A 15076-nucleotide genomic window follows, 5' to 3' on the forward strand; every position below is an offset into this window, starting at 1 on the left:
CGGCCATGGAGGGAAAAGTCTCGTTCCTGCCCGCCACCGCCTCGGCCTACGCCGGGGAGATGAACTGGCTCTTCGCCGGGCTGATCGCGACCAGCGTCTTCATCCTGCTTCTGGTCTTCGGGCTGATGATCGTCTTCTGCGTCCGCTACCGGAAGGGCAGCGGGGCCGACCGTGGCGACCGCATGAAAAAGACCTGGAGGGTGGAGGTCGCCTGGACGGCGGCGACCTTCGTGCTGTTCATGGGGCTCTACGCCTGGGGCGCCAACCTCTACATCGAGCTGCACCGCCCGCCGCTTGATGCCACGGACATCCACGTCGTCGGCAAGCAGTGGATGTGGAAGGTGGAGCATCCCGGCGGCCAGAAGGAGATCGACGCCCTGCACGTCCCGGTCGGGCGCCCGGTGCGGCTGGTCCTGTCGTCGGAGGATGTGATCCACGACTTCGCCATCCCCGCCTTCCGCATCCGCCAGGACGCCGTGCCCGGCCGGTACGAGACGCTGTGGTTCACCCCGACCGAGGTCGGGGACTACCGCCTGTTCTGCGCGGAGTTCTGCGGCACCGACCACGCGCGCATGGGCGGCACCGTCACGGTGATGGAGCCGGGGGATTTCCAGCGCTGGCTTGACGAGCAAGGCAGCACGGAATCGCTGGCGCAGGAAGGTGCGGCGCTGTTCCGCCAGTTCGGGTGCAGCGGCTGCCATGGCGCCGCGAGCACCGTGCACGCGCCACCGCTGGAAGGCCTGTTCGGCCGGCCGGTGCCGCTGGCGAGCGGCGAGACGGCGATGGCCGACGACCGCTACATCCGCGATTCCATCCTGATGCCCAGGGCGCAGGTGGCGGCGGGCTATCCGCCCATCATGCCGTCCTTCGCCGGCCAGATCGGGGAGGATGAGCTGCTGAAGATCGTCGCCTACATAAAATCGTTGGGAACCAAGGAAAGGCCTGCCCGATGACCACCGCGACCTTCACGGGCAAGGCGGAGCAGCCAACCCGCGGCGCCCAGGCCAGCTATTTGACGGCGGAGGGATTCACGCTGCGCTCCTGGCTGCTGACCAAGGACCACAAGCGGATCGCCATCCTCTACACCATTTCCATCACGCTGTTCTTCTTCGTGGGCGGGGCGGCGGCGACGCTGATCCGCTTCAACCTCGTGACTCCACCGGGGCTGTTCCAGCCGGACACCTACAACCGGCTGTTCACCATGCACGGCATCGTCATGGTGTGGTTCTTCCTGATTCCGTCCATCCCGACGACGATGGGCAACTTCCTGATCCCGCTGATGATCGGGGCCAAGGACCTGGCCTTCCCGCGCCTGAACCTGCTGAGCTGGTACCTGTTCGTGATCGCCGGCGTTCTGGGGCTGGTCGCCATCTTCGCCGGCGGGGTGGACACGGGCTGGACCTTCTACACGCCCTTTTCGACCATGTATTCCAACGGCTACGTCGTGCTGGCGCTGGCCGCGGTGTTCGTGTCGGGGTTCTCCTCCATCCTCACGGGGCTGAACTTCATCGTCAGCATTCACCGGCTGCGGGCGCCGGGGCTGACCTGGTACCGGCTGCCGGTCTTCTGCTGGTCGAACTACGCCACCGCGCTGATCCTGGTGCTGGCGACGCCGATCCTGGCGATCACGCTGGCGCTGGTGGCGGTGGAGCGGCTGCTGAAGGTCGGCATCTTCGACCCCGCGCTCGGCGGCGACCCGCTGCTGTTCCAGCACCTGTTCTGGTTCTACAGCCACCCGGCGGTCTACATCATGATCCTGCCGGGCTTCGGCGTGATCAGCGAGATCGTGCCCTGCTTCGCCCGCAAGCCGCTGTTCGGCTACAAGTTCGTGGTGTGGTCCAGCATCGCCATCGCCGGCATCGGCTTCTTCGTCTGGGCGCACCACATGTTCGTGGCGGGCATCTCGCTCTACGCCGGGCTGGTCTTCTCGCTGCTCAGCTACATCATCGCGGTGCCGTCGGCGATCAAGGTGTTCAACTGGACGGCCACGCTGCACAAGGGCTGGATCAGCTTCGACGCGCCGATGCTCTACGCGCTGGGCTTCATCGGGCTGTTCACGATCGGGGGTCTGACCGGGCTGTTCGTCGCCAACCTCGCCTTCGACGTGCACGCCACCGACACCTACTTCGTGGTGGCGCATTTCCACTACATCATGGTCGGCGGCATGGTCAGCGCCTATTTCGGCGGGCTGCATTACTGGTGGCCGAAGATCACCGGGCGCCTGTACCCGGAATGGTGGGCGCGCATCGCCGCCATCCTGATCTTCTTCGGCTTCAACCTGACCTTCTTCCCGCAGTTCATCCTGGGCTATCTCGGCATGCAGCGGCGCTACGCCAGCTACCCGCCGGAGTTCCAGATCTGGAACGTGCTGTCGTCGGCCGGCGCGTCGATCCTGGCGGTCGGCTACGCGCTGCCGCTGTTCTATCTCGGCTGGTCGCTGTGGCGGGGGAAGAAGGCGGGGCCGAACCCCTGGGCGGCGACCGGGCTAGAGTGGCGCACGCCGTCCCCGCCGCCGCCGCACAACTTCGACGTCACGCCGACCGTCACCCGCCCGCCCTACCAGTACCGCCCCGACCCGGAGCCGCAGGATGTCTGAGGCGCCGCTCGATCAGGTCCATCTGGAACCGCAATACGCCACCGCCCGGCAGCAGGCGGAGACGGCGGCCCTGGGCATGTGGGTCTTCCTGGCGACGGAGGTGCTGTTCTTCGGCGGCATGCTGTTCGCCTACACCTACCTCCGCGCCACCTTCCCCGAGGGCTTCGCCGAGGCGGCGCGCGAGACTCACGTCGTCATCGGCACCATCAACACGGTGGTGCTCCTGACCAGCAGCTTCACCATGGCCTGGGCTGTTCATGCGGCGGAGCACGACAGGCGGCGCGCGACCGCCCTGCTGCTCGCCGCCACGGCGCTGCTCGGCCTGCTGTTCCTCGGGCTGAAGGGGCTGGAATATTACAAGGAGTGGCAGGAGGGCGTGGTCCCCGGCCTGAACTTCCACAAGGACGGCCCCAACGCCCACGTCGCGGCGATGTTCTACTATCTCTACTTCATGCTGACGGGCGTGCACGGTGTGCACGTGACCATCGGGATCGGCCTCGTCGCGCTGATGGCGGTGCGGGCTTGGCGCGGCGGATTCTCGGCCCGCTATTTCACCCCGGTGGAGGTCACCGGGCTGTACTGGCACTTCGTGGATCTGGTGTGGATTTTCCTCTACCCGCTGATTTACCTCGCGGGGAGGAGCGGGCCATGAGGGGGGCGGACGCCGGGTTAGGACGGCCGCCGCGGGCGCTGGTTCTGACGTGGCTCGCCTTGCTCGGGCTGGTCGCGCTCACGCTCGGCTTGGCTTACGTGCCGTTGGGGCGGATGGGCATCGTCGTGGCGCTGGCGATCGCCGCGGTCAAGGCCGGGCTGGTCGTCACGCTGTTCATGAAGCTGTTCCGCGGGCCGGTGCTGGCCCGCGTCGCCGCGGGTGCCGGCCTGTTCTGGCTGGCCATCCTGTTCTCGCTGGCTGCGACCGATTACCTGGCCCGCAACGACGCCGCGACCGGCAACTTTTCCCTGCCCACGGGGCGCGAGGGGAGTCGCTGACCGTGCAACCGTGTGTGCACGAAGGATCTTGAAAACTTCACAAATCCATCATCGTACCGTTCTGCATCGACTTTAGAAGCTTCAGCCATGCAATCCGTCGCGCTGCGGCGGAGCGTACCTCCACTGCATTGGCTGACGACATGGCGATGGACAACAGCGCTGCCGCGGACCCGTCCCGGCGCTTCGGCATCAAGGCGAAGATGCTGGTGGCCTTCGGCGCGGTCGGCGCCCTGCCGTGCGCGGCCGCCGTCATCGGCTGGCTGTCCTATGGTGCTGTGAAGGACCATGTGGCGGACATCACCGGGGTGCAGGTGCCGCTGCTGGGCGCCGCCCACGGGCTGGCGACCACCACCGCGCGGGTGATGGCGCTCGGCCCCCTGATCGACGCCGCCGCGTCGCCCGACGTCCTGGCCCGCCTGCGCGCGGAGGCGGACGAGCAGCGCGCCTCGCTGAAGCGCCAGACGGCGACGCTGACGGCCATCGATGGGAATGGCGAGGGCATCGCCGGCATGGGCATCACCGCCCAATCGCTGCTGGCGAACATCGACGCGCTGGCCGTCGCGACCGGCCGCCGGCTGGAACTGCGGGAACGCCGCGCCGCCCGGCTGGTGGAGCTGAGCGACGCGCACGCGCGCCTGCTCGCCGCGCTGGAGCCGCGGATGCAGCGCTCCCGGCAGAACCTGGAGCACTCCATCGAATCCATGGTGGACGTCGCCGCGCAGCAGACCACGATCATCGGGGAGGAACTGGGCCAGACGGTCCTGCCGCTGTTCCAGCTGCGCGGCGCCGCCGCGGCCTTGACCAAGTCGCTGCTGATCGGCGCCTACGAGACCGACCGGTCCAAGGTCATGTCGCTGTCCACCGACTTCGACTCCGCGGTCTCCGACCTGCAGGGTGCGCTGCGGCCGCTGGCGGCCAATGAAGACGCCGCCCCGGTGGTGCAGGCCATCCGCGCGCTGACCGCCTACGGCGACGGCGAGCGGAGCGTCTACACCCGGCGCGTCCGCCAGCTCGACCCCGGCGTCCCGGCGGCGGAGGCCCGCAGCCTCGCCGAGGGGCTGGCGCGGAGCGTGGACGACATCGTGCAGTTGGACGGCACCGCCAACACGCGGATGCTGCCGCTGATGCTGAACTCCCGCACCCGCATCGCCGACACCAGCGGGGCCATCGAGCAGCGCGTGCAGGAGCTGTCGACCACCGTCGTTCCCGCCGCGCAGCAGAGCTACATCACGCTGAGCGGCCTGCTCGCCAAGGCGAACCTGCTGGCCGGCAAGCTGGCGGAGGCCGGCGACGCCGACAGCCCGCGGCGACTGGCCGAGGCCCGCCGCGCCCTGGACGCTGTCGCCGCGGCGATCCGCGACGGGGTCGGCGCCCTGGCGGAGGAGGAGGCCGCGGCGGTCCGCCCGCTGGCCGACCGGCTGCTGGCGCTGGGATTCGGGCCGGACGGCATCCTGGCGCTCCGCCAGGGGGAGCTGGAGGCCTACGCCGAGAACGCGCGCCTGAACGAACGCAACCAGACCGCCGCCGGCGCCCTGGCCGCGACGGTGGACGGGCTGGTCCAGCGCGCGGAGCAGGCGTCGGCCCGCGGGGCCGCGGACACGCAGGCGGCGCTGGAGCGGACCAACGACCTCCAGATGCTGCTCGCCACCGTCGGCGTGCTGCTGTCGGCGCTGATCGTCTGGCTCTATGTCGGGCGCCGCATCGTCGGGCGGCTGGAAAGCCTGGCCGCGGCCATGCGCCGGGTCGCCCGCGGCGACCTTTCGGTCGACGTGCCGAAGTCGGGTAAGGACGAGATCACCGACATGGCGGAGGCGCTGGACGTCTTCATCGCCAACGCCCGCGCCATGAACGACGCCCGCCGTCGCGTGGAGGAGGAGCGCCGCAGCGCCGCGCAGCAACGCCGCGCCGGCATGCTGGAGATCGCCGACCAGTTCGAGAGCAACGTTCTGGCGAGCGTCGAGACTCTGGCCGGCGCCGCCCGGGCCATGGCCGAACGCGCCCGCTCGCTCACCGCCATCGCCACCAGCGCCAGCGACCGCGCCACCGCCGCCATGGAGGTGTCGGCGGAGATGTCCGCCGGCATCCAGCAGGTGGCGGTCGCGGCGGCCGAGATTTCCAACTCCATCGCCGAGATCAGCAAGCGCACCGGCGAGTCCGCCCGCATCATCGGCGACACCGCCGCGGGGGCGGAGCGGGTCAAGGGCACGGTCGGCGACCTGTCGCAGGCCGCCAGCGCCATCGGCGCCGTGGTCGACCTGATCGAGAGCATCGCCGGCCAGACGAACCTGCTGGCCTTGAACGCCACCATCGAGGCGGCCCGCGCCGGTGAGGCGGGGAAGGGCTTCGCCGTCGTCGCGGGGGAGGTGAAGCACCTCGCCTCCCAGACGGCCAGCGCCACCGCCGACATCGCCCGCCAGATCGCCGCCACGCAGGACGCCAGCCGCCAGACCGCCGACGAGGTGGAGGGGATGGCCGACAGCGTCCAGCGCATCGAAGGCAACGCATCGGCCATCGCCGCGGCGGTGGAGCAGCAGGCGGCCATCACGTCCGGCATCGTCGAGGTGTCGCACAAGGTGGCAGCAGGCACCCAGGCGGCGTCGGAGCATGTCGCCGGCCTGTCGGAATCGGCGGCCGTCGTGCGGGCGCAGGCCGGCGACGTGCTGGAGGTGGCCGAAAGCCTGTCGCGCGAGGCGACCACGCTCGGCTCGTCCGTGCACCTCTTCCTGCAGGAGATCCGCGCGGCGCGCTGACCCGGCGGAGGATTCACAAAACTGACACGCAACCGCAACAGACGAGTCACGGCCCTTCGTTATCGTCGCACGCGTTCGAAATGGACGGCGAAACGGACGGCCCGGCCGGTCTCGGCATCAGCCGATCTCACCACCAGCCGATCTCACCAAACGTCCAAATCAATCGGGAGCTTTGTCGTGAACATCAAGACCTCGGCGTATCTGCGCTCGGCCGCGTTCGGCGTGCTGGCTGTGATCACCGCGTCCACCGCCGCCGTCGCCACGGCGCAGGCCGCCGACATCTCCGGCGCCGGCGCCACCTTCCCGTACCCGATCTACGCGAAGTGGGCGGACGCCTACAAGAAGGAGACGGGCGTCGGTCTGAACTACCAGTCCATCGGCTCGGGTGGCGGCATCAAGCAGATCAAGGCCAAGACCGTCACCTTCGGCGCGTCCGACATGCCGCTGAAGCCGGAGGAGCTGGACGAGGCCGGCCTGGTGCAGTTCCCGATGATCATGGGCGGCGTCGTCCCGGTCGTGAACCTGAAGGGCGTCACCGCCGGCGCCATCAAGCTGAGCGGCACCGTGCTCGCCAACATCTACATGGGCGAGGTCAAGAAGTGGAACGATGAGCAGATCAAGGCGCTGAACCCCGGCGTCACCCTGCCGAACACCGCCATCGCCCCGGTCTACCGCTCCGACGGGTCGGGCACGAACTTCCTGTTCACCGACTACCTGTCGAAGACCAGCCCGAAGTTCCAGACCCAGATCGGCGCCAACACCTCCGTCCAGTGGCCGGCCGGCATCGGCGCCAAGGGCAACGAGGGCGTGGCCAACATGGTCAAGCAGACCGAGGGTGCGGTCGGCTACGTCGAGTACGCCTACGCCAAGCAGAACAACATCCCCTTCATCGCCCTGCAGAACAAGGACGGCAAGATCGTCGAGCCGAAGATCGAGGCCTTCCAGGCCGCGGCGGCCAACGCCGACTGGGCCAACGCCAAGGGCTACTACGTCATCCTGACGAACGAGCCGGGTGCCGGCAGCTGGCCGATCACCGGCGCCAGCTTCATCCTGCTGCACAAGCAGCCGCAGGACGCAGCATCCACCGAGGCCGCGCTGAAGTTCTTCAGCTGGGCCTACAAGAGCGGCGCCCAGGCGGCCACCGCGCTCGACTACGTCCCGATGCCGGACAACGTCGTGGCGATGGTCCAGAAGACCTGGGCCGAGCAGATCAAGGCCGACGGCAAGGCGGTCTGGACCGCCGCGGCCAAGTAAGCGCGCGGACGGTGTGAGGACATGGGGGAGGACGGCGCGCCGCCGTCCTCCCCGCTTGCCTGTTGTGGAGCCGCTATGACCGAGATTGCCTTGGACCTGTCCGAAGACGTGACCGTCCTGCGCCGCGCCCGACGCCAGCGCCTGCAGGACGTGGCGTTCCGCACGGCCACCCTTTTCTTCGCCGTGCTGGTGTTGCTCATTCTTGGCGGCGTCGCCGTTGCGCTGATCGACGGCGCCATGCCGGCCATCCGCGCCTTCGGCGTCGGCTTCGTCACGACCGAGGTCTGGAACCCGGTGACCGACCAGTTCGGCGCGCTGGCCCCGATCTACGGCACGCTGGTCACCGCGGCCATCGCCATGCTGGTGGGCATCCCCGTCAGCTTCGGCATCGCCCTGTTCATCACCGAGATGTGCCCGACCTGGCTGAAGCGCCCGCTCGGCATCGCCATCGAGCTTCTGGCCGGCATTCCCAGCATTATTTATGGCATTTGGGGCCTGTTCGTCTTCGCCCCCTTCATGCAATCGACGGTGCAGCCCTTCCTGATCGACACGGTGGGGCAGCTGCCGGTCCTTGAGAACATTTTCATGGGCCCGCCCTACGGCATCGGCGTCCTGACCGCCGGGCTGATCCTGGGCATCATGGTTCTGCCCTTCATCACCTCCATCACCCGCGACGTGTTCGAAACGGTGCCGCCGATGGTGCGCGAGAGCGCCTATGGCCTGGGTGCCACGACGTGGGAGGTGGTGTGGAACGTGGTGCTGCCCTACACCCGCACGGGCGTGGTCGGCGGCGTCATGCTGGGCCTCGGCCGCGCGCTGGGCGAGACCATGGCCGTCACCTTCGTGATCGGCAACGCGCACCGCATCAGCTCCTCCATCCTGGCGCCGGGCACGACCATCTCCGCCTCCATCGCCAACGAGTTCACCGAGGCGGTGGGCGACGTCTACACCTCGGCGCTGATCGCCATGGGGCTGATCCTCTTCCTGATCACCTTCGTCGTGCTGTCGGCGGCCAAGATCATGCTGATCCGCCTGCAGCGCAAGGCGGGAGCCTGAGCCCATGAACGCCATCTATCTGCGCCGCAAGGCGGTCAACCGCGTCGCCCTGTCGCTGGCCCTGGGTGCGGCCGGCTTCGGGCTGTTCTGGCTCGTCGCCATCCTGTGGACGCTGCTGTTCAACGGGCTGTCGTCCATCAACCTCGCCCTGTTCACCGAGAACACCCCGCCGCCGGGCGGCGAGGGCGGCCTGCTGAACGCGATCTTCGGCAGCGTGGTGATGACCACCGTGGCGACCCTGGTCGGCACGCCGGTCGGCATCATGGCCGGCACCTACCTGGCGGAATTCGGCCGCGGGGCGAAGCTGGCCGAGGTCGTGCGCTTCATCAACGACATCCTGCTGAGCGCGCCGTCGATCATGGTCGGCCTGTTCATCTACGAGGTGGTCGTCGTCCGCATGGGCCATTTCTCGGCCTGGGCGGGCGCGCTGGCGCTGGCGGTGATCGTCATCCCGGTCGTCGTCCGCACGACCGAGGACATGCTGAAGCTGGTGCCGAACAGCTTGCGCGAGGCCGCGGCGGCGCTGGGCGCCCCGCAATGGAAGGTGATCACGCTGGTCGCCTACCGCGCGGCGCGCAACGGCATCATCACCGGCGTCCTGCTGGCCATCGCCCGCATCAGCGGCGAGACGGCGCCGCTGCTGTTCACCGCGCTGAACAACCAGTTCTGGAGCGCAGACATGAACGCGCCGATGGCCAACCTGCCGGTGGTCATCTTCCAGTACGCGATGTCGCCGTACGAGGACTGGCGCCAGCTGGCCTGGGGCGGGGCGCTCCTGATCACGGTGACCATCCTCCTTCTCAACATCGGCGCGCGGGTGCTCGCCGGGCTCGGAACGACGAGAAAGTAACCATGACCACGACCAACTTCGATCCGACCTCGGGCCGCAACCCCGCTATGAATCCTGCCATCGCCATGTCGCCGACCGCCGGCCTTTCTGAGGGGCGCACGGGCAACCGCAGCCGCGCCGGCCTGGCGGAGAAGATCAGCGTCCGCAACCTGGACTTCTACTACGACGGCTACCGGGCGCTGAAGGACATCTCGCTGCCGCTGTACGACCGGCAGGTCACCGCCTTCATCGGCCCGTCGGGCTGCGGCAAGTCCACGCTGCTGCGCATCCTGAACCGCATGTACGACCTCTACCCCAAGCAGAAGGCGACGGGCGAGGTGCTGCTGGACGGCAACAACATCCTGTCGCCCAAGCAGGACCTGAACCTGCTGCGCGCCCGCGTCGGCATGGTGTTCCAGAAGCCGACTCCCTTCCCGATGTCGATCTACGACAACATCGCCTTCGGCGTGCGGCTCTACGAGAAGCTGTCGAAGTCGGAGATGAACGACCGCATCGAATACAGCCTGCGCCGCGCCGCCCTGTGGGACGAGGTGAAGGACAAGCTGCGGCAGAACGGCATGAGCCTGTCGGGCGGCCAGCAGCAGCGGCTGTGCATCGCCCGCGCCATCGCGGTGAAGCCGTCGGTCCTGCTGCTCGACGAGCCGACCTCGGCGCTCGACCCCATCTCCACCGCCAAGTGCGAGGAGCTGGTGGACGAGCTGCGCTCCGACTACTGCATCGCCATCGTCACGCACAACATGCAGCAGGCCGCGCGCGTCTCCAACTTCACCGCCTTCATGTACCTCGGCGAGCTGATCGAGTTCGGCGACACCGAGAGCATCTTCACCAACCCGGCCAAGGAAAAGACGTCGGAGTACATCACCGGCCGCTTCGGCTGAGGGGGGTTTTTAAGCGCCTGCGCTGGGCCCCCCTCCCAACCTCCCCCCACTTCGCGGGGGGAGGGGCCTAGGGGACGCGGGGCGGAGTTCCCTCCCCCGTCGAAGATGGGGGAGGGTTAGGGTGGGGGCCCGATGCAACGGCCTTGTGGGAATCCAGCGCAAAGTCCCCCCACTACGCCGCCTCGACCGTCTCCTCTGCGATGGCTTCCTTCAGTGCGGCGGCGAGCTGCCGGAAGGTTTCCTTGCGGCCGGAGGTCCGGCGCCAGACCAGGCCGATCCGGCGGAACGGGCGGTCGGCGTCGAGCGGCCGGACCGTCAGGTCGAGCCCCCGCAGGATGCCGGAGTCGAGCGCCATCTGCGGCAGCAGCGTGACCCCCAGACCGTTGGCGACCATCTGGACCAGCGTGTGCAGGCTCGTCCCCTGGAACGCGGCGCTTTGCCGCGTGCCCTCCAGCGCACAGGCGGCTAGCGCGTGGTCGCGCAGGCAGTGCCCGTCCTCCAGCAGCAGCAGATCCTCCGGCGCCACGTCGGACGGCCGCGCCGACGGCATGCGGGACAGCCGGTGGCCCGGCGGGCAGACGACCGAGAATCGATCCTCCGCGATGTCGATCGACTCGACGTCGCCGGACGGGTAGGGCAGGGCCAGCAGGGCGGCGTCCAGCTCCCCCGACTCGAGCCGGTCCAGCAGCCGCGCGGTCTGGTCCTCCCGCAGGTAGAGCTTCAGCTTCGGGAAGGCGTCGCGCAGCGCCGGCATGACGCGCGGGATCAGGAACGGCCCGATGGTCGGGATGACGCCCAGGTGCAGCGGCCCGGCCATGGCGTTGTCCACCGACCGCGCGATGTCCACCAGGTCTTCCGCCCCCTTCAGCAGGCTGCGGGCGCGCTCCGCGATCTCCCGCCCAAGCGGGGTGGGCAGGACGGAGCGCTTCGTGCGCTCCAGCAGCGGCGCGCCGAGCAGGCTTTCCAGTTCCTGGATGCCGGCGCTGAGGGTGGATTGGCTGACGAGGCAGGCCTCCGCCGCCTTGCCGAAATGGCAGCGGTCGACGACGGCGACGAGGTAGTGCAGCTGGCGCAGGGTGGGAAGCGGCTTCATGCACCGCACTATAATCGATTTTTTCGATCACTACGATCAGTATTTTTCGTTTCCCTCGTTGGCCGAGAGACCCTAATTTCCGCAGCGTCAAACGACCAACGAGGGGGGAGCCGACGCACGGCGGGCCGATCCGGGGACGCTGTGCTGATGGTTGCTCCAATCAATACGACTGATGGAGAACACATGTCTTTGATCAACACCGAAATTAAGCCGTTCAAGGCCACCGCCTTCAAGAACGGCAAGTTCATCGACGTTTCCGACGCCGACCTGAAGGGCAAGTGGTCGGTGGTGTTCTTCTACCCGGCCGATTTCACCTTCGTCTGCCCGACCGAGCTTGAGGACCTGGCCGACAACTACGGCGAGTTCCAGAAGCTGGGCGTCGAGATCTACAGCGTCTCGACCGACACGCATTTCTCGCACAAGGCCTGGCACGACAGCTCGCCGGCCATCAAGAAGATCCAGTACACGATGGTCGGTGACCCGACCGGCACCATCACCCGCAACTTCGAGGTCATGATCGAGGAAGCCGGCCTGGCCGACCGCGGCACCTTCGTCGTCGACCCGAACGGCAAGATCCAGATCGTCGAGATCACCGCCGGCGGCATCGGTCGCGACGCCCGCGAGCTGCTCCGCAAGGTCAAGGCCGCCCAGTACGTCGCCTCCCACCCGGGCGAGGTCTGCCCGGCCAAGTGGGAAGAGGGTGAGAAGACGCTCGCCCCGTCGCTGGACCTGGTCGGCAAGATCTAAAGTCCGCGATCGGTCCGCATCCACGCTGTTGGATACCCTCCGGGCCCGGCGACCGCCGGGTCCGGGGGTGGACCCCACCTGACCGCGCAACACCGTTTCGGGAGCCATCGCCGTGTTGGACAACAACGTCAAGGGCCAGCTCAAGGCCTATTTCGAACGCATCACGCAGCCCGTCGAACTGGTGGCATCCCTGGACGACGGCGCCAAGTCCCAGGAAATGCTCGAACTCCTCCAGGAGATCGAGGCCCTGTCGGACAAGATCACCCTGCGTCGTGGCGACGACGCCCGCAAGCCGTCCTTCGCGATCAACCGCGCCGGCACCGACATCGGCGTGCGCTTCGCGGGCCTGCCCATGGGGCACGAGTTCAATTCGCTCATCCTCGCGCTGCTGCAGGTCGGCGGCCATCCGTCCAAGGAATCGGCCGACGTCATCGAGCAGGTGAAGTCGCTTGAGGGTGAGTACGTCTTTGAAACCTATTTCTCGCTCACCTGCCAGAACTGCCCGGACGTGGTGCAGGCGCTGAACCTGATGAGCGTGCTCAACCCGCGGATCAAGCATGTCGCCATCGATGGCGCGCTGTTCCAGGGCGAGGTCGAGCAGCGCAAGATCATGGCCGTGCCCTCCATCTTCCTGAACGGCGAGCCGTTCGGCCAGGGCCGCATGGGGCTGGAGCAGATCCTCGCCAAGATCGACACCGGCGCCTCGGCGCGCGACGCGGAGAAGATCAAGGCCAAGGACGCCTTCGACGTTCTGGTGATCGGCGGCGGCCCGGCCGGCGCGTCTGCTGCGATCTACGCCGCTCGCAAGGGCATCCGCACCGGCATCGCGGCGGAGCGCTTCGGCGGCCAGGTGCTGGACACCATGGGCATCGAGAACTTCATCTCGGTCTCGCACACCGAGGGTCCGAAGCTCGCCGCCGCGCTGGAGCAGCACGTCAAGGACTATGACGTGGACATCATGAACCTGCAGCGCGCTGAAGCCCTGATCCCGGCCGCGCAGCCCGGCGGGCTGACCGAGGTGCGGCTGGCCAACGGCGCCTCGCTGAAGGCCCGGACGGTGATCCTGTCCACCGGCGCCCGCTGGCGCCAGATGAACGTGCCGGGCGAGGACGAGTACCGCAACAAGGGCGTGGCCTACTGCCCGCACTGCGACGGCCCGCTGTTCAAGGGCAAGCGCGTGGCGGTGATCGGCGGCGGCAACTCCGGCGTCGAGGCGGCCATCGACTTGGCGGGCATCGTCGCGCATGTGACGCTGATCGAGTTCGACAGCCAGCTGCGCGCCGACGAGGTGCTCCAGCGCAAGCTGCGCAGCCTGCCGAACGTCACCATCGTCACCTCCGGCCTGACGACCGAGGTGCTGGGCGACGGCAACAAGGTGACCGGCCTCGTCTACAAGGACCGCAACGGCGGCGCCCTGCACACGGTCGAGCTGGAAGGCATCTTCGTCCAGATCGGCCTCGTTCCCAACACCGAGTGGCTGAAGGGCACCATCGCCCTGACCCCGCGCGGCGAGATCGAGGTCGACGCCCGCGGCCAGACCTCCGTCCCCGGCGTCTTCGCGGCGGGCGATGCGACCACGGTGCCCTACAAGCAGATCGTCATCGCCATGGGCGAGGGATCGAAGGCGGCCCTGTCGGCCTTCGACTTCCTGATCCGGTCCGTGCCGGTCGAGGCTGCCGCGGCGGCGTGAGGTTTGGGGAGGGGAGTGGTCGTATTGGGCCCCCCTCCCGACCTCCCCCCACTTCGCGGGGGGAGGGGTTGAGCGCGGGAGCGGCGGAGTTCCCTCCCCCGTCGAAGATGGGGGAGGGTTAGGGTGGGGGCCCAGCGCAACCACTCCCCACCCACCCACTACCCCCGCGCCAGCACCCGCCGCAGCGCCTGCATGCACGCCGGGTCGAAGGCCCGGCCCTCCTCCTTCTCCATGATCTCCAGCGCCTTTTCCGACGGCATGGGGCCGCGGTAAGGGCGGGCGGCGGTCAGGGCGTCGACGATGTCGGCGAAGGCCTCCGCGATGTCGTCCAGGTAGACTTCGTCGGCCACCGTGTCGCGGCGCGCCGGCTCCAGCCTGAAGATCGCCCGCTCGACTTCGTCGGAGGCCAGGGTGGCCCAGAAGGCGGGGTCGGCGGCGACCCGCTCCAGCGCCGCCACGACCTGCGGGTCGAACCATGTGCCGGACCGCCCGCGCACCTCCTTCAGCGCGGCCTCCGGACCGCCGCTGGTGTGGAAGACGTCCACCACCTGCGACAGCAGCGCGATGCGGGCGAAGAGGGGGATCGCCTCGCCCTTCAGGCCCGCCGGTTGCCCGTTCCCGTCCCAATGCTCGTCCAGCGCCTGGATGGCATGCGCCACCTCCTCCGAGAAGCGCAGCCGGCGTGCGATGTCGGCCCCGCGCTGGCAACGCGTCTCGATCAGCTCCTGCGCGATCTCGCCGCCGTTGCGGACGATGTTCAGCACCGCGCGGAAGCGCTCCGCCAAGCTCGATTGCAGGCCGGTGTGCGACAGCACGAAGCCCAGCACCTGGGGCAGGCCGCTGCCGACGGTCTTGAAGTCGCGTTTGAAGCCGATGTCGTCGCTGAGGTAAAGCTGGCAGATGCGCGCCGCGTTGCTGCTGCAGCCGAGATCCTTCAGCAGGATCGCGTAGTAGAGGTCGCCCATCGCCGCGTCGTCGAGGCCGAGCGCGCGCCCGACATGCACCCCGATCCAGCAGCAGCGCACGCAGTGCCCCGGCGGCTGTCCCTCCGTCAGGTCGATCGCGTGGCTGAGCGCGCCCAGGACCTCCGACAGTGGAACGGCCCCGGGGCACGGCCGCGATGGTGTCCAGCGCTTGGGTCGACGCATTAACCACGATATTCCTGCGGGCTC

13 protein-coding genes are annotated in these 15076 nt (G+C 68.4%); 11 read left to right on the top strand and 2 right to left on the bottom strand.

What is annotated here, in order from left to right:
* Positions 1-5 precede the first annotated feature (5 nt).
* The 9 genes from coxB (at position 6) to pstB (ending at position 10374) form a co-directional block, all read left to right on the top strand.
* The gene (coxB, locus tag J2851_RS11930; RefSeq protein WP_209766494.1) at positions 6-953 is read left to right on the top strand and encodes a cytochrome c oxidase subunit II; all 948 of its coding nucleotides are present in this window, start codon (positions 6-8) and stop codon (positions 951-953) included.
* Positions 950-2596, top strand: a complete 1647-nt coding sequence (locus J2851_RS11935; protein ID WP_209766495.1) for a cytochrome c oxidase subunit I — start codon at positions 950-952, stop codon at positions 2594-2596. Before coxB ends, J2851_RS11935 begins: the two co-directional genes overlap by 4 nt.
* Entirely contained in the window at positions 2589-3248 is a 660-nt protein-coding gene (locus J2851_RS11940; RefSeq protein ID WP_209766496.1) for a cytochrome c oxidase subunit 3, read from the top strand. The genes J2851_RS11935 and J2851_RS11940 overlap by 8 nt, the downstream gene beginning before the upstream one ends.
* Positions 3245-3586: a cytochrome C oxidase subunit IV family protein gene (locus tag J2851_RS11945; protein ID WP_209766497.1), complete on the top strand. Its 342-nt coding sequence runs from the start codon at positions 3245-3247 to the stop codon at positions 3584-3586. Before J2851_RS11940 ends, J2851_RS11945 begins: the two co-directional genes overlap by 4 nt.
* Positions 3587-3732: 146 nt before the next feature.
* A complete protein-coding gene (locus J2851_RS11950) occupies positions 3733-6336 on the top strand; it encodes a methyl-accepting chemotaxis protein (protein WP_246500594.1) in 2604 nt (867 codons plus the stop codon).
* A 177-nt stretch (positions 6337-6513) separates the two neighbouring features.
* A complete protein-coding gene (gene pstS / locus J2851_RS11955; RefSeq protein WP_307419475.1) occupies positions 6514-7590 on the top strand; it encodes a phosphate ABC transporter substrate-binding protein PstS in 1077 nt (358 codons plus the stop codon).
* A 75-nt stretch (positions 7591-7665) separates the two neighbouring features.
* A complete protein-coding gene (pstC, locus tag J2851_RS11960) occupies positions 7666-8646 on the top strand; it encodes a phosphate ABC transporter permease subunit PstC (RefSeq protein WP_209766499.1) in 981 nt (326 codons plus the stop codon).
* 4 nt (positions 8647-8650) lie between these two features.
* Positions 8651-9496: a phosphate ABC transporter permease PstA gene (gene pstA / locus J2851_RS11965; protein WP_209766500.1), complete on the top strand. Its 846-nt coding sequence runs from the start codon at positions 8651-8653 to the stop codon at positions 9494-9496.
* 65 nt (positions 9497-9561) lie between these two features.
* Positions 9562-10374 carry a phosphate ABC transporter ATP-binding protein PstB gene (gene pstB, locus J2851_RS11970; protein ID WP_209766595.1) on the top strand — a complete coding sequence of 271 codons (813 nt, stop codon included), beginning with the start codon at positions 9562-9564 and terminating at the stop codon, positions 10372-10374.
* Positions 10375-10546: 172 nt separating this feature from the next.
* On the opposite strand, the gene J2851_RS11975 is transcribed toward pstB, so the two are convergent.
* Positions 10547-11467 carry a hydrogen peroxide-inducible genes activator gene (locus J2851_RS11975; RefSeq protein WP_209766501.1) on the bottom strand — a complete coding sequence of 307 codons (921 nt, stop codon included), beginning with the start codon at positions 11465-11467 and terminating at the stop codon, positions 10547-10549.
* 183 nt (positions 11468-11650) lie between these two features.
* On the opposite strand from J2851_RS11975, the gene ahpC reads away from it, so the two are divergent.
* Positions 11651-12214, top strand: a complete 564-nt coding sequence (gene ahpC, locus J2851_RS11980) for an alkyl hydroperoxide reductase subunit C (protein WP_209766502.1) — start codon at positions 11651-11653, stop codon at positions 12212-12214.
* 112 nt (positions 12215-12326) lie between these two features.
* A complete protein-coding gene (gene ahpF, locus J2851_RS11985) occupies positions 12327-13904 on the top strand; it encodes an alkyl hydroperoxide reductase subunit F (protein WP_209766503.1) in 1578 nt (525 codons plus the stop codon).
* A 158-nt stretch (positions 13905-14062) separates the two neighbouring features.
* On the opposite strand, the gene J2851_RS11990 is transcribed toward ahpF, so the two are convergent.
* Complete coding sequence (locus J2851_RS11990) at positions 14063-15052, bottom strand: HD-GYP domain-containing protein (protein ID WP_209766504.1); 990 nt, start codon at positions 15050-15052, stop codon at positions 14063-14065.
* Positions 15053-15076 lie beyond the last annotated feature (24 nt).

It is taken from the genome of Azospirillum rugosum (assembly GCF_017876155.1).
Lineage (GTDB): Bacteria > Pseudomonadota > Alphaproteobacteria > Azospirillales > Azospirillaceae > Azospirillum > Azospirillum rugosum.